The 20,256-nt window shown below is 63.5% G+C and carries 17 protein-coding genes, 1 tRNA gene and 2 pseudogenes; all 20 read left to right on the top strand.

Annotation, left to right across the window (positions count from 1 at the left end; translation table 11 throughout):
- Positions 1-102: 102 nt before the first annotated feature.
- The 20 genes and pseudogenes from IEG05_RS03860 to IEG05_RS03765 all read left to right on the top strand — a co-directional run bounded on the left by IEG05_RS03860 (position 103) and on the right by IEG05_RS03765 (position 20,199).
- Entirely contained in the window at positions 103-1,413 is a 1,311-nt protein-coding gene (locus IEG05_RS03860; protein WP_046617443.1) for a nitrate regulatory protein, read from the top strand.
- Positions 1,414-1,770: 357 nt separating this feature from the next.
- Positions 1,771-3,102 carry a CmpA/NrtA family ABC transporter substrate-binding protein gene (locus tag IEG05_RS03855; protein WP_046617442.1) on the top strand — a complete coding sequence of 444 codons (1,332 nt, stop codon included), beginning with the start codon at positions 1,771-1,773 and terminating at the stop codon, positions 3,100-3,102.
- 26 nt (positions 3,103-3,128) lie between these two features.
- On the top strand, positions 3,129-3,998 hold the full coding sequence (ntrB, locus tag IEG05_RS03850) for a nitrate ABC transporter permease (RefSeq protein ID WP_046617441.1): 870 nt from the start codon (positions 3,129-3,131) through the stop codon (positions 3,996-3,998).
- Between the two features lie 11 nt (positions 3,999-4,009).
- On the top strand, positions 4,010-4,792 hold the full coding sequence (locus IEG05_RS03845; RefSeq protein ID WP_038655938.1) for an ABC transporter ATP-binding protein: 783 nt from the start codon (positions 4,010-4,012) through the stop codon (positions 4,790-4,792).
- A gap of 89 nt (positions 4,793-4,881) precedes the next feature.
- On the top strand, positions 4,882-5,280 hold the full coding sequence (gene panM, locus IEG05_RS03840) for an aspartate 1-decarboxylase autocleavage activator PanM (RefSeq protein WP_014818626.1): 399 nt from the start codon (positions 4,882-4,884) through the stop codon (positions 5,278-5,280).
- Positions 5,281-5,464: 184 nt separating this feature from the next.
- A complete protein-coding gene (locus tag IEG05_RS03835; protein WP_046617438.1) occupies positions 5,465-7,687 on the top strand; it encodes an AsmA family protein in 2,223 nt (740 codons plus the stop codon).
- Positions 7,684-8,751, top strand: a complete 1,068-nt coding sequence (mutY, locus tag IEG05_RS03830) for an A/G-specific adenine glycosylase (protein ID WP_046617436.1) — start codon at positions 7,684-7,686, stop codon at positions 8,749-8,751. Before IEG05_RS03835 ends, mutY begins: the two co-directional genes overlap by 4 nt.
- On the top strand, positions 8,748-9,020 hold the full coding sequence (locus tag IEG05_RS03825; protein WP_003280779.1) for an oxidative damage protection protein: 273 nt from the start codon (positions 8,748-8,750) through the stop codon (positions 9,018-9,020). Before mutY ends, IEG05_RS03825 begins: the two co-directional genes overlap by 4 nt.
- 92 nt (positions 9,021-9,112) lie before the next feature.
- Positions 9,113-9,188, top strand: a tRNA-Phe gene (locus IEG05_RS03820).
- A gap of 114 nt (positions 9,189-9,302) precedes the next feature.
- Positions 9,303-10,757, top strand: a complete 1,455-nt coding sequence (locus IEG05_RS03815; RefSeq protein ID WP_046617433.1) for a class I SAM-dependent DNA methyltransferase — start codon at positions 9,303-9,305, stop codon at positions 10,755-10,757.
- Positions 10,754-10,948: pseudogene (locus tag IEG05_RS23615) on the top strand (restriction endonuclease subunit S); the annotation flags it as partial. The gene IEG05_RS03815 and the pseudogene IEG05_RS23615, both read left to right, overlap by 4 nt.
- Positions 10,949-11,015: 67 nt before the next feature.
- Positions 11,016-11,984, top strand: a complete 969-nt coding sequence (gene rhuM / locus IEG05_RS03805; protein ID WP_414717797.1) for a virulence RhuM family protein/type II toxin-antitoxin system death-on-curing family toxin — start codon at positions 11,016-11,018, stop codon at positions 11,982-11,984.
- Positions 11,985-12,045: 61 nt separating this feature from the next.
- A pseudogene (locus IEG05_RS03800) lies at positions 12,046-13,245 on the top strand (type I restriction-modification enzyme R subunit C-terminal domain-containing protein); the annotation flags it as partial.
- 241 nt (positions 13,246-13,486) lie between these two features.
- On the top strand, positions 13,487-14,266 hold the full coding sequence (locus tag IEG05_RS03795; RefSeq protein ID WP_191121671.1) for a substrate-binding periplasmic protein: 780 nt from the start codon (positions 13,487-13,489) through the stop codon (positions 14,264-14,266).
- A 161-nt stretch (positions 14,267-14,427) separates the two neighbouring features.
- Positions 14,428-14,907, top strand: coding sequence for a thermonuclease family protein (locus IEG05_RS03790; RefSeq protein WP_191121670.1), 480 nt, complete (start codon positions 14,428-14,430; stop codon positions 14,905-14,907).
- A 162-nt stretch (positions 14,908-15,069) separates the two neighbouring features.
- Positions 15,070-17,178, top strand: coding sequence for a TonB-dependent receptor (locus IEG05_RS03785; RefSeq protein ID WP_224742676.1), 2,109 nt, complete (start codon positions 15,070-15,072; stop codon positions 17,176-17,178).
- Between the two features lie 3 nt (positions 17,179-17,181).
- Positions 17,182-17,532: a hypothetical protein gene (locus tag IEG05_RS03780; RefSeq protein WP_191121669.1), complete on the top strand. Its 351-nt coding sequence runs from the start codon at positions 17,182-17,184 to the stop codon at positions 17,530-17,532.
- Between the two features lie 2 nt (positions 17,533-17,534).
- Positions 17,535-19,052, top strand: a complete 1,518-nt coding sequence (locus IEG05_RS03775) for a PepSY-associated TM helix domain-containing protein (RefSeq protein ID WP_046617422.1) — start codon at positions 17,535-17,537, stop codon at positions 19,050-19,052.
- Positions 19,045-19,347, top strand: a complete 303-nt coding sequence (locus IEG05_RS03770; RefSeq protein ID WP_046617418.1) for a DUF3325 family protein — start codon at positions 19,045-19,047, stop codon at positions 19,345-19,347. The genes IEG05_RS03775 and IEG05_RS03770 overlap by 8 nt, the downstream gene beginning before the upstream one ends.
- Positions 19,348-19,434: 87 nt before the next feature.
- Positions 19,435-20,199, top strand: coding sequence for a substrate-binding periplasmic protein (locus IEG05_RS03765; RefSeq protein WP_046617417.1), 765 nt, complete (start codon positions 19,435-19,437; stop codon positions 20,197-20,199).
- Positions 20,200-20,256 lie beyond the last annotated feature (57 nt).

Raw genomic sequence — 20,256 nt, 5'->3', positions numbered from 1 at the left:
AGGGGCACATTATAGGCGCAAACGCCGCAGCACGGATACGCGCCGGGTTTACTGGACTGCATCTTGCAGGAACCTGCGCGTCAACCCGCGGAGGTGCCGCCCATGCACGGACGGAAAATGCCTGCGACCCTGCGCTTCATGCTGGCGTCCCGGCGCAGCGAGCTGCTCGGTCTGGAAGATCTGGCGCGCACCTGCGAACTGGTCACCCGCATCAGCCAGCTGGTGCACGCGCTGCAGAAAGAGCGCGGCTACTCGAACATCTACCTCAGCGGCAACGCCCCCCATCAGCGCCAGCAGCTGGACGTGCTCAGCCTGGAAGCCGAGGCGCTGGAGCGCGAGGTGCGCCTGGATCTGGATCGCATCGATCTGGATGCCGTCAGCACTGCGGACAAGACCCGTCTGTTCACCCGCATCGCCTATGCCCTGCACAGCCTCGACGAGCTGCCGGCGCTGCGCCGGCGCATCCGCGAGCACGCCATCAGCATGCAGGACGCCACGGCAACACTGGTGCGGCTGATCGGCGGGCTGCTGGCAGTGGTGTTCGAAGCGGCCGACACCGCCGCCGACCCGGACATCACCCGCTGCCTGGTGGCGCTATTCAATTTCATGCAGGGCAAGGAACTGGCCGGGCAGGAGCGCGCGCTCGGTGTGGTCGGCTTCGCCAGCGGCTATTTCCGCGCGGACATGCTGGAGCGCCTGGAGCATCTGCTCGAAGGCCAGGAGCGCTGCTTCGCCACCTTCAGCCGCTTCGCCAGCCCGGCAGCGCAGGCGCTATGGCAAGCGCTGTGCGCCAGCGAGACGAACATCAACGCCTGCCGCCTGCGTGACATCGCCCGCCTTACCAGCCCCGGCGCGGCGGTCGAACCGCAGCTGTGCGAGCTCTGGTTCGAGCTGCACACGCACCGCATCGACGCGATGAAGCAGGTCGAGACGCGTCTGGAGCAGGATCTGTTGCAACAGTGCCGGTACAGCATCGAGCGTATCCGCAAGGACCTGCAGAGCCATCGCAAGCTGCTCGACGGCATCGCCGACATGCACGCCGCCGCCGAGCAGGCCAAGCTGTTCAGTGTGCAGGCCAGCGATCTCGACGCGCCGCCGCCGGACGGCATGACCGCGATGGTCGCACGCTCGACCCTGGAGCTGTTGCTGACCCAGAGCGTACGCCTGCAGGGCCTCAATGAAGAGTTGCGCGAGGCGCGTCAGGCGCTGGACGAGCGCAAGCAGGTCGAGCGGGCCAAGCAGCAGCTGATGCGCCAGCAGGGCTTCTCCGAAGGCGAGGCCTACGGCTGGCTGCGTCAGGCGGCAATGAATCAGGGCCTGCGCCTGGAGGAGGTCGCCCAGCGCCTGCTGGCACTGGCACAGCCCGCCGAGCGCGCCCCGGCCCGCACCCTGGGCCAGCGCTCCAGGCACTGAAAACAGGCACGCCGCACCATCAGCACAGCATGCCTGCCCCGCGGATGTGCATGCGCCGCCAGTCCCGCAGGATCGCCAAAGCGCAATTCATCTTGATCTAGCCAATCACGGAACTGGTCGCGCTCTGTTCGCGCCCCGCCGCAAGTGCTTGATTCGATGGAAACCTCCCGGCGATCGATGCCGCGGCAGCACCTGTTCCGCGCCGCCTGAGCAGTTCTGGCACAGCTTTCGCAAAGCTCAGGCAAGGCCGGATCCTTCGGCTTTCACAACTCCTCATCAGGACAACGGTGTCCACGCTCTCCGGCTCCAGCCGGGCGGTGTGGCGCCGTTTTTTTTCGCCCAAAGGAAAACCCGACCATGACCGACAAGCCGAACAACGACCAGCCCAGCAGCGTAACGCTGGCCTCGCGCCGCAGCTTTCTCAAGCACTCGATCATTGCCGCCAGCGGCGTCGCCCTGTTCGGCGGCATGTCCCTGGGCATGCGTTCGGCCGCCTGGGCGGCGGTCGGGGATGTGGAGACCAGCAAGGCCAAGCTCGGCTTTATCGCCCTGACCGACGCCGCGCCGCTGTTCGTCGCCGCCGAGAAGGGCTTCTTCGCCAAATACGGTATGACCGAAGTCGAGGTACTCAAGCAGTCGTCCTGGGGCACCACCCGCGACAACCTGGTGCTCGGCTCGGCGAAGAACGGCATCGATGGCGCGCACATCCTCACGCCGATGCCCTACCTGATCAGCGCCGGCATCGTCACGCCGAACAACCAGCCGGTACCCATGTCGATCCTCGCGCGGCTGAACCTGTCCGGTCAGTGCATTTCGGTCGGCGAGGAATATCGCGACCTGAAGATCGGCCTCGACAGCACACCATTCAAAGCCGCACTTGAAGCGAAGAAGGCCAGCGGCAAGAAAGTCAGCGCAGCGATGACCTTCCCCGGCGGCACCCATGACCTGTGGATGCGCTACTGGCTGGCGGCCGGCGGCATCGACCCGAACGCCGACATCAACACCATCGTCGTGCCGCCGGCGCAGATGGTCGCCAACATGAAGGTCGGCAGCATGGACACCTTCTGCGTATGCGAGCCGTGGAACGCCCAGCTGATCAACCAGAAGATCGGCTACACCGCCAACACCACCGGCGAGCTGTGGCACAACCACCCGGAGAAGGCCTTCGCCCTGCGCAGCGACTACGTGGCCGCCAACCCCAACGCGGCCAAGGCGCTGACCATGGCGATCATGGAAGCCCAGCAGTTCTGCGAGAAACCGGAGAACAAGGAAGAAGTGGCGAAGATCTGCTCGCAGCGCAAGTGGATCGGCGCGCCCTACAAGGACATCGTCGACCGCATGAAGGGCAACTTCGCCTACGGCACCGGCAAGGTCATCGAGAACCATCCCGAGCAGATGCGCTACTGGGACGACCACGCCTCCTACCCGTTCCAAAGCCATGACCTCTGGTTCCTCACCGAGAACAAGCGCTGGGGCTACCTGCCAACCGACTTCGACAGCCAGGCGCTGATCGCCAAGGTCAACCGCGAGGACATCTGGCGCGCCGCCGCCGGCGAGCTGAACCTGCCCGCCGAGCTGATCCCGGCCTCCACTTCTCGTGGGGTCGAGAAATTCTTCGACGGCAAGGTGTTCGACCCCGAGAACCCGCAAGCCTATCTGGACAGCCTGACCATCAAGGCCATGGCCTGATAACCGCAACCCGCGAGGAAAAGCCCATGAATGCCAACGTCAAACTGCAGCCCGCCACCGCCGAGCCGGTATCCATCGTCCGCCCTCCCCGGCTCGCCACACTGGCTCGGCGCAGCGGCCGCTACGCGGTGCAGCAGCTGGTGCCGCCGCTGGTGATCCTGCTGCTGCTCGGCTTGATCTGGGAGATGCTCTGCTCCGGCGCAGACGCCGCGCTGCCGCCGCCCTCGCAGGTGGTCGCAGAAACCTGGGAACTGATCATCGATCCGTTCTACGACAACGGCGGTAATGACGTGGGCCTGGCCTGGCAACTGCTGGCCAGCCTGCAGCGGGTTGCGGTGGGTTATATGCTGGCGGTGGTCGCCGGCGTCGGCCTCGGCGTGCTGATCGGCCAGTCGGACTGGGCCATGCGCGGCCTCGACCCGATCTTCCAGGTGCTGCGCACCGTGCCGCCACTGGCCTGGCTGCCGCTATCGCTGGCGGGCTTCCAGGACAGCCATCCCTCGGCGCTGTTCGTCATCTTCATCACCGCGATCTGGCCGATCATCATCAATACCGCGGTGGGCATCCGCAACATCCCGCAGGACTACCGCAACGTCGCCCAGGTGCTTCAGCTCAACGGCTTCGAGTACTTCAAGACCATCATGCTGCCGGCCGCAGCGCCCTACATCTTCACCGGCCTGCGCATCGGCGTCGGCCTGTCGTGGCTGGCGATCATCGCCGCGGAGATGCTCATCGGCGGCGTCGGCATCGGCTTCTTCATCTGGGATGCGTGGAACGCCTCGCGCATCAGCGACATCATCCTCGCGCTCGTCTACATCGGCGTGGTCGGCTTCGTGCTCGATCGCCTGGTGGCCTTCGTCGGCCAGCGCATCACCCGCGGCATTCCGGCCAACTGAGGAGCAACGCCATGAGCTATCTCTCCATCGAACACCTGGACAAGAGTTTCGTGCGCGGCAACCTTGCCTCGCAGGTGCTCAAGGACATCAACCTGAACATCGCCAAGGGCGAGTTCATCTCCATCATCGGCCACTCCGGCTGCGGCAAGTCAACGGTGCTGAACATCGTCGCCGGGCTGCTCGACCCCAGCCTCGGCGGCGTGATCCTCGACGGCAAGGAAGTCCGCGGCCCCGGCCCAGACCGCAGCATGGTGTTCCAGAACCACTCGCTGCTGCCCTGGCTGACCGTCTACGAGAACGTCGAAGTGGCAGTGAACAAGCTGTTCAAGCGCAGCATGAACAAGCGCGAACGGCGCGAGTGGATCGAGCACAACCTGGCGCTGGTGAACATGAGCCACGCACTGAACAAGTATCCGCAGGAAATCTCCGGCGGCATGAAGCAGCGCGTCGGCATCGCCCGCGCGCTCGCAATGAAGCCCAAGGTGCTGTTGCTCGACGAACCGTTCGGCGCGCTGGATGCGCTGACCCGCGCGCACCTGCAGGACGAGGTGATGAAGATCCAGAAGGACCTGGGCAACACCATGATGATGATCACCCATGATGTCGACGAAGCCGTGCTGCTCTCCGACCGCATCGTGATGATGACCAACGGCCCCTCGGCGACCATCGGCGAAATCCTCGAGGTGAAACTGCCGCGCCCACGCGACCGCATCGCCCTGGCCGACGACCCGGAGTACAACCACTATCGCCGTGCGGTGCTGAGCTTTCTTCACGAGCGCCATCGCCTGCACTGAGCGAACGCGCCAACCGCCGCCGTCTCGTGCGCTGGCGGCGGTTCGGCGTATCCTTGCCGGCACTTCTGCTCAGCCGTCGCAAGGTCGCCATGCCCGTCTACGTCGAATCCGTCACCCAGCCCAGCCCGCAGGATTTAACCGATCTGGCGAAAATCTACGCCGACGCCCCCGAATGGCTGCTGACGCCCTATGCCAGCGCCGAAGCGCTGATCGATGCGGCGCTGGCCGATGGCAGCCTGATCGCAGGCCGCTTCAATGACCGTCTGCTCGGCGCCGCCCTGCTGCGGCGCGGCGACGAAGCCTGGCGCCTGTCGCACCTGTGCGTACGCAAGGTCACCCGCAAGCGCGGCGTCGGCCGCCGGCTGCTGGAAGAAACCCAGCGCCTGGCCAGTGAAGCCGGCAAGCCGTTGCGCCTTGCCGCACCCGCCGGTCATCTGGAAGCCAGCGCCCTGGCCGCGCGAACGCATCTGCCGCTGGATTCGCTCTAAGTCGCCCACGCGATATCCGCTGCGCCCTGCCTGATCCGCCGACGGGGCGCGCTTGCCGCCCGCCGCGGCCAGCTGCGGAACCCGCACCCGCAACGGCACTCCAACGCCGACCGCGTTCCCGACAAGTGCAGGCACGGGGCTATACTCGGCACTTTTCAGATCGTTCATCTACAAGGACTCGTCCATGAAATCGCTCGGCAAAATCCTGGGTCTGGTCTTTCTCGGGCTGTTGCTGATCGTCGTGGCGGCGGGCTTCGCCCTGACCCACCTATTCGATCCCAACGACTACAAGGACGAGATCCGCGACCTGGCACGCAGCAAGGCCGGCCTCGAACTGGACATCAAAGGTGACATCGGCTGGAGCCTGTTCCCCTGGCTCGGCCTGGAGCTGCACGAGACCACCCTGGCCAGCGCACAGACACCCGAGCAGCCGTTCGCCGACCTGCGCATGCTCGGCCTGTCGGTGCGGGTAATGCCGCTGCTGAGCCGCGAAGTGCAGATGAGCGACATCACCGTCAACGGCCTCAACCTGACCCTGAGCCGTGACGAACAGGGCCGCGGCAACTGGGAGGGGGTTGGCCAGCCGGCCAGGCAGGCCGAACAACCCGCGCCAGCCGCCGAGGCCAGCGAACCACCGGCCGAACCGGATGCAACCCCCGCTTCGCGCAGCAAGCCACTGACCCTGGACATCGACAGCCTGACCGTCAGCGATGCCCGCGTAACCTACAGCGACGCCAAGACCGGCCAGCAGTACAGCGCCGAAAGCATCGAGCTCACGACCGGCGCGATCCGCGAAGGCAGCCCGATCCCGCTCAAGCTCAACGCCTTCTTCGGCAGCAACAAGCCGGTGATGCGCGCGCGCACCGAACTGCAGGGCGCGCTGCGTTTCGACAACCAGCTCAAGCGCTACCAGTTCGAAGACATGCGCCTGTCCGGCGAGGCTTCCGGCGAGCCGCTGCAAGGGCAGACACTGACCTTCAGCGCCCAGGGCCAGCTGCTGGTCGATCTCGCCGCGCAGATCGCCGAATGGAACAGCCTCAAGTTCACCGCCAACCAGTTGCGCGGGCTGGGCGAGCTGAAGGCGCGCGATCTGGACAAGGAACCAAAGATCAGCGGCGCGATGACCGTCGCGCAATTCAACCTGCGTGAATTCCTTCAGGGCACCGGCCAGCAGCTGCCGGCCATGGCTGACGCTGCCGCACTGAGCAAGGCCGAACTGGTCAGTCGTCTGAGCGGTACGCCGAACAGCCTGGCGCTGGAAGAGCTGACCCTGAAGCTCGACGACAGCACCTTCACCGGCCGCCTCGCCGTCAGCGACTTCGCCCGCCAGGCGCTACGCGTCGACCTCAAGGGCGACCGCTTCGATCTGGACCGCTACCTACCGCCGCCGAGCAAGGAGCAGGCGGCCGAGGCAGCGCGCAAGAGCGAGGTCAAGAGCACCCAGGCCAGCCCGATCGGCAGCGGCACCACACCATTGCCCAACGCGCCGACCCAACAGGCCTGGAGCGAGGCCTCAGTGTTGCCGGTGGATCAGCTGCGCAAGCTCGACACCGAGATCAGCCTGGCCATCGGCAGCCTGACCGCAATGAAGATCCCGCTGGACGGCTTCAACCTCAAGGCTCGTACCCGCAACGGCCTGCTGACCCTGCAGGAAGTGCGCGGCGGACTGTATGGCGGCCGCCTGGACGGCTCGGCCAGCCTCGACGTGCGCCCGGCATTGCCATTACTGACCGTGCAGAACCGCTTCAATGGCGTGCCGGTCGAGCGCTTGCTGGAAAGCCAGGGTGAGGACGTGGTGGTCAAGGGGCTGCTCAACCTGGATGCCGACCTGCGCACACAGGGCAACAGCGAGAAGGCCTGGATCGACAACCTCAACGGCAAGGTCGGCTTCATCATCGACAACGGCGTGCTGGTCGATGCCAACCTCGAGCAGCAGCTGTGCCGCGCCATCGCCACGCTCAATCGCAAGCCGCTCGCCAGCGACCCACGCAGCAAGGACACGCCGTTCCGCGAACTCAAAGGCAACCTGACGCTGCGCAACGGCGTGGCCAGCAACCCCGACCTCAAGGCCAGCATTCCGGGCCTGACCGTCAACGGTAACGGCGATGTCGATCTGCGCGTGCTGGGCATGGACTACCGCGTCGGCATCGTCATCGAAGGCGACAAGGGCGCCATGCCGGACCCGGCCTGCCAGGTCAACGAGCGCTACGTCGGCATCGAATGGCCGCTGCGCTGCCGCGGCCCGCTGGAGCTGGGCGCCAAGGCCTGCCGCTTCGACAACGACGCCCTGGGCAAGGTCGCAGCGCGGCTGGCCGGCGAGAAGCTCAACGAAAAGATCGAAGAGAAGCTCGGCGACAAGGTCAGCCCCGAGCTCAAGGACGCGCTCAAAGGCCTGTTCAACCGATGAGTCCCGAGCAGTTCGGCGCGGCGGTCCTCGACTGGTTCGACCGCCACGGCCGCAAGGATCTGCCCTGGCAGCAGAACATCACGCCGTACCGGGTGTGGGTGTCGGAGATCATGCTGCAGCAGACCCAGGTCAGCACCGTGCTCGGTTACTTCGACCGCTTCATGGAGGCGCTGCCCAGCGTCGAAGCGCTCGCCGCCGCCGAGGAAGATGAGGTGCTGCACCTGTGGACCGGGCTCGGCTACTACAGTCGCGCACGCAATCTGCACAAGACCGCGAAACTCATCGTGGCCGAATACGGCGGCGTGTTTCCGGCGGATGTCGACCAGCTCGCCGAATTACCGGGCATTGGCCGCTCCACCGCCGGCGCCATCGCCAGCATCAGCCTGGGCCTGCGCGCGCCGATTCTCGACGGCAACGTCAAGCGCGTGCTGGCCCGCTACGTTGCGCAGGACGGCTATCCCGGCGAGCCGAAGGTGGCCCGCCAGCTGTGGGAGGTGGCCGAGCGTTTCACCCCGCAGCAGCGCGTCAACCATTACACCCAGGCGATGATGGATCTCGGCGCCACGCTGTGCACCCGCAGCCGCCCGAGCTGCTTGCTCTGTCCACTCAAGGACGACTGCCGCGCCCATCTGCTCGGGCGCGAAACCGACTTCCCGGTGCCCAAGCCACGCAAGGCGCTGCCGCAGAAACGCACACTGATGCCGTTGCTGGCCAATCGCGACGGCGCCATCCTGCTCTATCGGCGCCCGTCGACGGGCCTGTGGGGCGGGCTCTGGAGCCTGCCGGAACTGGACGACCTCGCGGCCCTCGACCCATTGGCCGCGCGGCATGCCCTGCAGCTCGAGGAGCGCCGCGAGCTGCAGGGGCTGACGCACACGTTCAGCCATTTCCAGCTGGCCATCGAGCCCTGGCTGATCAGGGTCAAGTCCGCGCCCGACGCCGTGGCCGAGGCCGACTGGCTCTGGTATAACCTCGCCACCCCGCCGCGCCTCGGCCTTGCCGCGCCAGTAAAGACACTGCTCAAGCGCGCCGCCGCTGAATTGAATGCAGGAGAAAACCCATGACCCGCACCGTGAACTGCCGCAAGTACAACGAAGAACTCCCCGGCCTCGAGCGCCCGCCGTTTCCAGGCCAGAAAGGCGAGGACATCTACAACAACATTTCCAAACAGGCCTGGGACGACTGGCAGAAGCACCAGACCATGCTGATCAACGAACGCCGGCTGAACATGATGAACGCCGAAGACCGCAAGTTCCTTCAGGGCGAGATGGACAAGTTCTTCTCCGGCGAAGATTACGCCAAGGCCGAAGGCTACGTGCCGCCGAGCGAATGACCGTCGACTGCGCTAAGCGCCCGTCCGGATTAAATATTTTTCCGGACCACGCTTGACAGGCAAAAGCCAAATCCGTCTAATAGCGCCCCGTTGCCCAGGTAGCTCAGTCGGTAGAGCAGGGGATTGAAAATCCCCGTGTCGGCGGTTCGATTCCGTCCCTGGGCACCACTAATACCGAAAAACCCCAAGCGAAATTAACCTCCTTGGGGTTTTTTATTGCCTGCGATTTGTGCCAGCGGCCCGCTATGATCCAGCCGGCACTTCACGGAATAGCTGCCCGCCATGTTTGAACAGGCTTTCAAGAACATCGATGACATCCTGCACAAGGATGCTGGCTGCACCAGCGAGCTCGACTACACCGAGCAAACCTCCTGGTTGCTTTTTCTCAAATATCTCGATGCGCTGGAGCAGGAAAAAGCCCTGGAAGCCGAGCTTGAGGGCAAGTACTACCTCTACATCCTCGACCCTGAATACCGTTGGGAGCGCTGGGCTGCGCCCAAGACAGCGAATGGCCAGATCGACCATAACAGCGCCCTGACCGGCGATGACCTCAAGGATTTCGTCAATACAAAGCTGTTTCCGTATCTGCATGGCTTCAAGCAGAAGGCCGAAGGACCGGACACCATCCAGTACAAGATCGGCGAGATATTCGGCGAGCTGAAGAACCGCATCCAGAGCGGCTACAACCTGCGCGAAGTGCTGGAAATCGTCGACGGCCTGCGCTTCGGGTCGCAGACAGAGAAACACGAGCTCTCGCACCTTTACGAAGTCAAGATCAGAAACATGGGAAACGCCGGGCGCAACGGCGGCGAGTACTACACCCCGCGCCCGCTGATCCGCGCCATGATCAAGGTGGTCAATCCGCACATCGGTCAGCGCATCTACGACGGCGCGGTCGGCTCGGCAGGCTTTCTCTGCGAAGCCTTCGATTACCTGAGCAGCCAGCCGAACCTGACCACTCGCCAGCAGGAAACCCTGCAAAAGCACACCTTCTACGGCAAGGAGAAAAAGAGCCTCGCCTACGTCATCGCCATCATGAACATGATCCTGCATGGCATCGAAGCGCCGAACATCATCCACACCAATACCCTGACGGAAAACCTTAGCGATATTCAGGACAAGGATCGCTTCGACATCGTGCTGGCCAACCCGCCGTTCGGCGGCAAGGAACGCAAGGAAGTCCAGCAGAACTTCCCGATCAAGACCGGCGAAACCGCTTTCCTGTTTCTCCAGCACTTCATCAAGACTCTCAAGGCCGGCGGGCACGGCGCGGTGGTCATCAAGAACACCTTCCTCAGCAACAGCGACAACGCCTCGGTCAGCTTGCGCAAACTGCTGCTGGAAAGCTGCAACCTGCACACCGTACTCGACTGCCCGAGCGGCACCTTCCAGGGCGCGGGCGTCAAGACCGTGGTGCTGTTCTTCACCAAGGGCGCGCCGACGCGCAAGGTCTGGTACTACCAGCTCGACCCCGGCCGCAATCTGGGCAAGACCAACCCGCTGGCTGACACTGACCTGACTGAATTTATCGAACTGCAAAAAACCTTTGCCGATTCGCCGAAGAGCTGGAGTGTCAATGCGACCGACATTGATCAGGCGAGCTACGACCTGTCGGTGAAAAACCCCAATGGCGCTCAAGACGCAGCCTTCCGCAGTCCGCAGGAAATCCTGGACGACATTGCGGTGCTGGATAAAGCGAGCGCGCAAGTGCTGGCGACTATCAGGGGGCTGCTGTGAAAGCAGTTTGGCAAGTTACCCGATTGGCCGAAGTCTGTAAGACAGCGGCCGGCGGTACTCCGCTGAAGTCTAATAAGGAGTTTTACGAAGGAGGAAAAATCCCTTGGCTTCAGAGTGGCGAAGTAAGTCAGGGCGAAATTTCAGCGGCAAAAACCTTTATTACAGAACTCGGATTAAAAAAATCCTCGGCCAAATTATTTCCGGCCAACACAGTCTTGGTTGCCATGTACGGGGCTACAGCTGGACAAGTGGGAACTGGTGATCTTTCAGGAAGCCGGCCAGCCGGTCGAGGTTCGGCTGGATGCAGGGCGCGATACGGTATGGATGACTCAGCGACAGATGGCTGGGTTGTTCGAGACCTCGAACGACAACATCAGCCTGCACCTGAAGAATATCTTTGCCGATGGCGAATTGGCCGAGGCGGCAACTACCGAGGATTCCTCGGTAGTTCGCCAAGAAGGCAAGCGGCAGGTCAGCCGCGTGGTGAAACACTACAACCTCGACGCCATTATCTCGGTGGGCTATCGGGTCAGCTCCAAGCGCGCCGTGTCGTTCCGCCAATGGGCTACACGCTTGCTGCGCGAACACCTCACCCAGGGCTACACCCTTAATCGCCAACGCTTCGAAGCCAATGCTCTGGAGCTGGAAGCTGCACTACAGCTGGTGAGAAAGGCGGCGCAAAGCCCTGAGTTACTCAGCGACACCGGCCGAGGGCTGGTGGATATCGTTACCCGTTATGCGCAGACCTTCCTCTTGCTTCAGCGGTATGACGAAGGCCTGCTGACCGACCCGCCCACTATCGCCGGCGGCGCGCTGCCTACGCTGGACGAAGCCCGCCAGGCGCTGGCTCGCCTGAAAGCCGAGTTGATGGCTCGCGGCGAAGCCACCGAGCTATTCGCTCTGGAACGCGGCGACGGGCTGGCGGGCCTACTGGGCAATCTGGATCAGACGGTGTTCGGCGAGCCGGCCTACCCCAGCGTGGAGGCCAAGGCTGCGCATCTGCTGTACTTCGTGATCAAGAATCACCCGTTCGCCGACGGCAACAAGCGCAGCGGTGCGTTTCTGTTCGTGGACTTTCTCAACCGCAATGGGCGCTTGCTGGACGCTACCAACCAGCCAGTGATCAACGATATCGGCCTTGCCGCCCTCGCTTTGCTCGTAGCGGAGTCAGACCCGGCGCAGAAAGACACGCTGATTCGCCTGATCATGAACATGCTCGCGGGTTGATTCCGCCTTCTAAACCCACGCCGCCGAGGGTTATGCTCCGGGCATGATGCCGAAGGGATAGGTTGAGGCGGGACGGCGCTATCTCGAGGCGGACTTCAATCGAGTCATCAAGATCCCGGAGCGGGAGGCCTATCGGGTCAAACTGTTCATGGAGCAGATCGCGCCAAACGAGAAGACGCTGGTGTTCTGCGCCACCCAACAGCATGCGCTGGAAGTACGTGACCTGATCAACCAGATGAAGCGCAGCAGCGAGCCGGACTACTGTGTGCGGGTGACCGCCGATGATGGTGCGCGGGGGGAAGAACACCTGCGGCATTTCCAGGACAACGAGAAGACCATACCGACCGTTCTCACTACCTCGCAGAAGCTCTCCACCGGCGTGGATGCGCGTAACGTCCGCAATATTGTGCTGATGCGGCCGGTGACCAACATGATCGAGTTCAAGCAGATCATCGGTCGTGGTACGCGCTTATTCGACGGCAAGGATTACTTCACGATCTATGACTTCGTGAAAGCTCATCACCTATTCAGCGATCCCGAATGGGATGGCGAACCGATAGAGCCTACCGTGACCGGAGGCGCCGCCACCGGAGAGGACAGAGGCGGCTATGAAAACGAACCCAGGCCGCCCAAGCCACCGCGCGATCCACGCCCGGACGTGATCGAGGTCAGACTCAGCAACGGCTCGGTGCGCCGCATCAAGAGCATGATGGCGACGCTGTACCTCGGCGCCGATGGCAAACCGATGTCTGCTGCGCAGTTCCTGGAAAGCCTGTTCGGTAATCTGCCGGAATTTTTTAAAGATGAGGACCAGCTACGCGGGCTTTGGAGCGCCCCGGATACTCGCACTTCGCTCCTACAGGGCCTGGCTGAACGTGGCTTTAGCAACGAGGTACTGCACGAAATGCAGCGCATCATCGACGCCGAGCATAGTGACCTGTTCGATGTGCTGACGTACGTCGCCTTCTCCATCGAACCGCAGACTCGAGAAGAGCGCGCCAGCAGAGCTCGCAGCACGCTGCATGGGCAATTCACTGACAAGCAAGAAGCCTTTCTTGACTTCGTGCTGTCGCAATACGTGAAGGAGGGTGTGGAGGAATTGGGGCCGGAAAAGCTCTCCCCTTTGCTGAAGCTTCGCTACAAGAATGCGATTAACGATGCAGTTGCAGATCTGGGTAGGCCGGAACTGATCAAGAGTCTGTTTTTCGGCTTCCAGAAGCATCTTTATGATGGTGCGCAAGGGAGCAGTGCCCAAACTTAGCGACGCATCAACGTGATATTCCTCTGCGCTCTCGGCGAGCTGGCAAGCCTCAACGGGGCCACTGCAGAAGTGTCCCTCGGCGAATCGCCGCACGTGCCACGCATGCCCGGCCAGGCCTTATCACTTAATCGCTCCGACTTCATTCTGCGCTAGGCTGATGCTAACGGAGCGGGCTTGAGCGAGATGTTGCCCGGCCGCGTCGAACCGCCAAGGAATGCTGCACAGCGCAAGGAGCCGAACGGTGCACAGGATTCTCTCGATTCTGCTGATATGGCTGTTGTCGAACGCCGCCCCGGCCGGCGCGGCGCAGTGGCGTTTCGTGACCGAAGACTTCCCGCCGTTCACCTATCCGGCTGACGCCCCGGCCAGCGAAACCGCAGGCGTTGGTGCGGCCGGCCCGTTTGTAGAGGTGGTACATGCGATCTGCGCACGCTTGCAGCACCAATGCACGATCACCCTGTATCCCTGGCAGCGCGCATTCCGCCTGGCCGAGCAGGGACAGGTGGACGGAATATTCACTCTCACACCTTCACCGCAACGCGAGCAGATGTTCCACATCAGCCGGATGCTGGTCACTTCTCGCTACAGTGTTTTCGCCCAGACCGAGAGCAGCTTCGTCTTCAACCAGCCAGGTGATGTGGCGGGGCGACTGGTTGGCGTCTATGGCCCATCCGGCACCTCTTACGTGCTGTCCGAGCGCCTCAAGTCGGTGCCCGACGTAAGCCTGCACCTGACTACCGACAATCGCCGACTGCTGCGCATGCTGCAGTCCGGGCGCTTCGGTGTGGACGGCCTGGCGGTGCTCAATCAGGATGTTGCCTGGCACCTGATCGAGGAAGAGCAACTTTCCGATGTGCGCGAGGCTGGCGAAATGGGCCCGATCAGCTATGGCATCGGTCTTTCGCGCAAGACGGTGAGCGCGGCACAGTTCGAAGCGTTCGAGCAGGCGCTGGACGCGGCAATAGCCGATGGCACGGTGCCGAAGATCCTGCGCCGGCACCAACTCGAAGCCGCCTTCTGAGCGTTGCGCGCGCCATGGCAAGGCGGCGGTTCGGCGTATTTCTCGGCATGCGTGACCGGCCGCCATTTCGCCAACGCAGACGGACCATCTGAGACCTGGCGCCGATCAGGGCAGCGACCAGCCTGTTACCCTCGCCCGCCCCGAACCGCATGGATGCCCTCATGCTGCGCTACCTGCTTGCCGCCCTGCTCATCGCTGCCATGCCTGCCTCTGCCGAATCGTTCGACTGCCGGGTGATCGGCATCGCCGATGGCAACACCTTCAGCTGCCGGACCAACGCGGGTGAACGGTTCAGGGTCCGGCTGGCGGAAATCGACACCCCGGAGCTCAAGCAACCCTATGGCAGCCAGGCCCGGCAAGCGCTCTCCGACCACATCTTCGGCAAGAACGTGACGCTCGTAGTCAAGGGCCGCGATGACCTGGGGCGGACCTTGGCGCGAGTCGGCGTTGGCAACATCGACGTCAATTCGGAGATGGTCAGGTCTGGCGCAGCCTGGGCGTATCGCGGTCACCTTGACGACCGCTCGCTGCTCGATCTGGAGGCGGTCGCCCGGGAGTTCCGGCGCGGCCTGTGGTCATTGCACAAGACCGAACAGCAACCACCATGGGAATGGCGCGAGCAGATGCGCAAAAGTCGCTGACCCAACCCGCACGCTCAGCTCAGCGGGTAACGGGTGGAACGACCAAAACAGGCGAAAAACAGACAAAGCTTAATGAAAGTAATTTACATTTAGTTTACATTCGCGCTCCCTGAACAAATCCAACACCGGGAGCTTCACGTGTTTCGCAGAACCAGCCTGTGCTTGTCTATCTCTCTTGCAGCCCTTGCCCTCTCGCCCCTGCCTGCCACCGCGGCGGATGAAGCGACGGAGCTCGAAGCAGTCACGATCAGTGCGACACGGGCCAGAAGCGAAGCGGGCAAGACGCCACAGAAAATCACGGTGATCAGCCGCGAGCAAATCGAGCAGCAACTGGCGATCACCTCGGACCATGGCGCGATCCTGAGCAACCTGATCCCCTCCTACTCGCCAAGCCGGCAGAAGATGAGCAGCGCCGGCGAGACCTTTCGCGGCCGCTCGGCACTGATCCTCATCGACGGCGTGCCACAGTCCACGCCGCTTCGCGACAGCCAGCGCGACGGTTATGTGATCGACCTGTCGATGGTCGAGCGCATCGAGGTGATCCACGGCGCCAGCGCTGAGCACGGCCTGGGCGCCACCGGCGGCATCATCAACTATGTCACCCGGCGTCCGGAAAGCGGCGCGCTGCGTCAGCACGCGGGCGTCAGCTTCACCGCACCCACCGACTACGAGTCCGAAGGCCTGGGCTACAAGCTCGATTACCGGGTGGAAGGCACCCAGGGCGATCTCGATTACCTCGCCGCCGCCAGCTGGCAGACCCAGGGCATGTTCTACGATGCCAACGGCGATCTGATAGGCGTCGATGATACCCAGGGCGACGTGATGGATTCGACCGGCACCGATCTGCTGCTCAAGCTCGGTTACTGGCTGGACGACAATCAGAACATCGGTTTGATGGTCAATCGCTACGAAGTCGAAGGCGATCACGAGTACGTCAACGTACCGGGTGACGCCGATGCGGAGATACCCGCGACCTCACGCAAGGGCAACCCGCAGGGCAAGGCACCGCAGAACGAGGTACTCGCGACCAGCCTGTCCTACAAACATGCCGATCTGTATGGCAACGAACTGGGCCTGCAGCTCTATACCCAGCGATTCCGCGGCCGCTTCGGTGGCGGCACCAACGCCACCTTCCAGGACCCCAGCATCGCGCCGGCGGGAACGCTGTTCGATCAGTCGCAGAACGAGTCGGACAAGTTCGGCGGCAAGCTGACGATCAGCCGCGATGGCATGCTCGACAACCGCCTGATGCTCACCGGCGGACTCGATGTGCTGCAGGACACCACCAGCCAGCAGCTGATTCTCACTGATCGGGAATGGGTGCCGGAAACGGTGTTCCGCAACTATGCGCCGTTCCTCCAGGCCGAGATCCGCGCGCTCGACCAGCTGACCTTGCATGCCGGTGTGCGGCATGAGTTCGCCGACCTCGACGTCGACAGCTTCCGCACCATTGCCTCGACCAAACCGGTGGGCAGTGTCGATGTGGAGGGTGGCAACCCGACCTTCGAGGAAACGCTCTATAACGCCGGCCTGGTCTGGCAGATGAATGACTGGGCGCAACTGTTCGCCAACTACTCGGAAGGATTCGGCATGCCGGATGTCGGTCGCGTGCTGCGGGGCATCGGCACGCCGGGGACCAGTGTCGACAACTTCCTCGACCTGCAACCGGTGGTTACCGAAAACCGCGAGATCGGCCTTCGCCTGAATCACGGACCGTTCGACGCGGAGATCAGTTACTACGAGTCGGATGCCGACCTCGGCTCGCGCCTGGACAGCGTGGGCGGGGTCTACCAGGTACGCCGCGAGCGCACCGAGATCGATGGCATCGAGTTCACCGGCGGCTGGCAGATCAACGAGGCGCACCGGCTGAAGCTGATGTATGCGCAGGTCAACGGCCAGTCCGACACCGACGACGACGGCAAGGTCGATACCGACCTCGATGGCGCGAACATCTCTCCGGATCGTTACGGCATCAGCTGGCAGGCCAACTGGAACGACAAGCTGCACAGCCTGCTGCAGGCCAACCACTATGCCAGCCGGGGCTTTGACCAGCCGGACCTGGATTTCGACGGCTACACCCTGGTCGATGCCTCGCTCGGTTATCGCCTGCCGGTCGGCGAAGCCCGCCTGGGGATCGAGAACCTGTTCAACGAGGACTACCTGACCTACTACTCGCAGGCCGCCAACACCGGCGCACCCGCAACCCGCAATGGGCGCGTCTTCAATGGTCGTGGACGGACGTTCACCCTTGGCTATCAGGTCAGCTTCTAAGACATGCACTCAGCGGCCAAGCAGGGGCGGCAACAGCACCAGATGGACTGGCGCCACCACGCCAGTCTCGCGCTGCGGGTTCTTGCCGGCATCGGCGGCGGCTTCGCCTGTACCGTAGCGCTGGTTTCGGTCAGCGCTCGGTTGTTGGTGCAGCTAATCGAGCTGGCCAGCCACGAGGCGGTGTTGATCGCCTGCATGCTGGGTTTCGTCATCTACCTCGGCCTGCTGCTCTGGGCGTTCGTCGAACCACGGCTGTGGCGATTGTGCCTGCTCTTGCTGCTTGGCATCGCCAGCGACCTGGCGCTGCAGCTCGGCCCGCCGGCATCGCTGCCGCTTATCACTGGTGCAGGTTGACGATGCCCGGGAACGGATTTCGTGCTTCGCTGAGCTGGCTGCACACCTGGGCCGGCGTGCTGCTCGGCGGCCTGCTGCTGGCGGTTTTCTGGTCCGGCAGCCTGGTGGTCTTCGATCGCGAGATCGACCGCTGGATGCTGCCTTCGACGCGGCTCGGCTCACCACCTGTCGACCTTTCCCTGGATCGCCTGGTCGTGCCGCACGCCCAGCGGCTGGCCGGCACGGCTGGGCGCTGGAGCATCACCCTGCCCAGCGAGCGCACACCGGTCATCCAGCTGGAGTTCCCGAATGCCGAGGGCGTATCGACGCGTCGCTTCATCGATCCTGCCAACGGCGAGCTACTACCGGACCATGGCAGCTGGGCTGCCACCGGGTTCCTCTTTCCGTTCCACTACAGCCTGCATCTGCGCTGGCGCAATGTCGGCTACTGGCTGCTGGGCATCGCCGGCATGGGCATGCTGCTGTTGCTGGTGTCCGGCGTGGTGATCCATCGCAAGATTATTCGCGAGTTCTTCACCTTCAGGCCGCACAAGAGCACGCAACGCGCGACGCTGGATCTGCACAACCTGACTGGCGTCGTCGCATTGCCGTTTCACTTTCTGATCAGCCTATCCGGTCTGATCATCTTCTTTGCCATCTACTTTCCGACGGTCATCGAACGAATCTACCCCGGTAATTCGGCTGCCTTCAGCACCGAGGCATTCGGCAACTACACACGGCAGCCATCCGCCGAGCCCGCGACGCTGGCTTCGCTGGACGCCATGCGCGACCGTGCCCGCGAAGCCTGGAGTGATGAGCCCTACATGCTGCGGGTATGGCATCCCGGAGACACCCAGGCATACGTGGAGGTTCGCCGCAGCTTTGCCCGCCAGGTGACCATGAACGTCGATCGCATGACCTTCGACGGCAGCAGCGGAGCCCTCCTGCTTGATCACCGGACCGGGCCGGTAGCCGCCATCCAGCGATTCTTCAGCGGCCTGCATTTCGTTCAGTTCGAACACTGGACGCTGCGCTGGCTGTATTTTCTGGGCGGGTTGTCCGGCTGGGTAATGATCGCCACCGGGCTGCTGTTCTGGACCGGCGCCCGCCGCGCCCGACACCAGCGGAACGGGCATACCGGCGCGCACCTGCTGGACGCGATCTGTGTTTGCAGCTGCAGCGGTCTGATCCTCGCCACGCTTGGCTTCTTCATCGCCAATCGCGCGTTGCCGGCCGACCTCGGCCGCTTCGAGATAGACCGCGCCGCCCTCGAGGGCTGGGCGTTCTTTCTGATCTGGGCGTCGACCCTGGTCCATGCGCTGATTCGTGGCGCGGGTGCCTGGCACGGACAATTGCTGGCCATCGGCGTCGCCGCACCGACGGCAGTGCTGCTGAACTGGCTGACCACCGGCGATCATCTGCTGCACAGCCTGCAGCAAGGGCGCGATGCGGTTGCCGGGATGGACCTGTTGCTCATGTTGCTGGCGCTGCTGGCGCTGGCTACGGCACGACGCCTGAACCGGGGCATTGCCAATGGCTGAAGTCATGCAGCTGGGCGTCTTTGTCCTGTGCTACCTGGCGTTCGCCCAGCTCGCGCTGCTGCAGCAATCTCATCGCCAGAAGGTCTGGCGATCAGCGGCACCGGCGCCCGCACGCGAGCGATGGCTACGCCGCAGTGTCGCCGCGATTTCCTTCGCCGGCGCGCCCACGGCCCTGATGACGGTGGAGGGGCCAGGCTTCGCTGTACTGCTCTGGTTCTTGCTGATGGCGGCCGCCGCTATGGCGGTCACCCTTACCCTCACCTGGCGACCGGGGTTGCTGCGCTGGCTGCCCTGATTCAGGGTCGCGCCGAGGACGGCGACACGCTAGCCTGCAAGGGCGTGGAGCGTATTGCCGCTCTGCCGATCGCCTGGAGCTTGCAGCATGCCCACTCGATGGATTGCGATAACCGCCGGCCTGGCACTCATGGGCAATTGCCAGGCCGATGAGCTGCGCTTCGTTACCGAGGATTTTCCGCCGTTCACCTATGCATCAGCCACAGCGACCGAGGACCGTGCAGCCGGGCCTTTCGTCGAGATCGTTGCAGCCGTCTGCGCGCGGCTACGAATCGACTGTCCGGTGCAGCTGCTGCCCTGGCGACGCGCACTGGCGCTGGCCGAGGACGGTGAAGCGCAGGGGATCTTCACCGTGATCCGCTCACCGGATCGCGAGCGCGCGTTCCACCTCACCCGCATGCTGGTCACCTCCCGCTATGGGGTCTATGCGCGGTCGGCGAGCCGCTTCGTCTTCCATCGCCCCGAGGACCTGGCCGGACGCAGCGTCGCCGTGTACGGGCCCTCCGGAACCTCCTTCGTGCTCGGTCAGCATCTGGCTGAGGTCGGCGACGTGACGCTGATCCTGGAGGCGGATAACCGGCGGCTGCTGCGCATGCTGGAGGCCGGCAGGTTCGGCGAACAGGGCGTCGCCGTGGTAAATCAGGACGTCGCCTGGCACCTGATCGATCAGGAGGGGCATTCCGACATTCACGAGGCGGGTGAGCTGCAACCGGTGTCCTACGCGATCGGCCTTTCCCGCGCCGCGGTCAGCGAAGCCGAATTCGAACGTTTCAACGACGCACTCGAGGCGCTGATCGCCGACGGCAGCGTTGCGGCCATCCTGCGGCACCACGGCCTGGAGCCCGCGTTTTAGCACTGGCGCTATCGGTCAATCGACACCCAACCCATCTTTTCGCTGAATCATTCTGCG

Source organism: Stutzerimonas kunmingensis, from assembly GCF_014764705.1.
GTDB lineage: Bacteria > Pseudomonadota > Gammaproteobacteria > Pseudomonadales > Pseudomonadaceae > Stutzerimonas.
This window is presented reverse-complemented; position numbering and strand designations above follow the sequence as displayed.

Coding starts and splice junctions, on each gene's coding strand:
- IEG05_RS03860 (WP_046617443.1), top strand. CDS start 103: ATGCACGGACGGAAAATGCCTGCGACCCTGCGCTTCATGCTGGCGTCC.
- IEG05_RS03855 (WP_046617442.1), top strand. CDS start 1,771: ATGACCGACAAGCCGAACAACGACCAGCCCAGCAGCGTAACGCTGGCC.
- ntrB (WP_046617441.1), top strand. CDS start 3,129: ATGAATGCCAACGTCAAACTGCAGCCCGCCACCGCCGAGCCGGTATCC.
- IEG05_RS03845 (WP_038655938.1), top strand. CDS start 4,010: ATGAGCTATCTCTCCATCGAACACCTGGACAAGAGTTTCGTGCGCGGC.
- panM (WP_014818626.1), top strand. CDS start 4,882: ATGCCCGTCTACGTCGAATCCGTCACCCAGCCCAGCCCGCAGGATTTA.
- IEG05_RS03835 (WP_046617438.1), top strand. CDS start 5,465: ATGAAATCGCTCGGCAAAATCCTGGGTCTGGTCTTTCTCGGGCTGTTG.
- mutY (WP_046617436.1), top strand. CDS start 7,684: ATGAGTCCCGAGCAGTTCGGCGCGGCGGTCCTCGACTGGTTCGACCGC.
- IEG05_RS03825 (WP_003280779.1), top strand. CDS start 8,748: ATGACCCGCACCGTGAACTGCCGCAAGTACAACGAAGAACTCCCCGGC.
- IEG05_RS03815 (WP_046617433.1), top strand. CDS start 9,303: ATGTTTGAACAGGCTTTCAAGAACATCGATGACATCCTGCACAAGGAT.
- IEG05_RS03790 (WP_191121670.1), top strand. CDS start 14,428: ATGCTGCGCTACCTGCTTGCCGCCCTGCTCATCGCTGCCATGCCTGCC.
- IEG05_RS03780 (WP_191121669.1), top strand. CDS start 17,182: ATGCACTCAGCGGCCAAGCAGGGGCGGCAACAGCACCAGATGGACTGG.
- IEG05_RS03775 (WP_046617422.1), top strand. CDS start 17,535: ATGCCCGGGAACGGATTTCGTGCTTCGCTGAGCTGGCTGCACACCTGG.
- IEG05_RS03770 (WP_046617418.1), top strand. CDS start 19,045: ATGGCTGAAGTCATGCAGCTGGGCGTCTTTGTCCTGTGCTACCTGGCG.
- IEG05_RS03765 (WP_046617417.1), top strand. CDS start 19,435: ATGCCCACTCGATGGATTGCGATAACCGCCGGCCTGGCACTCATGGGC.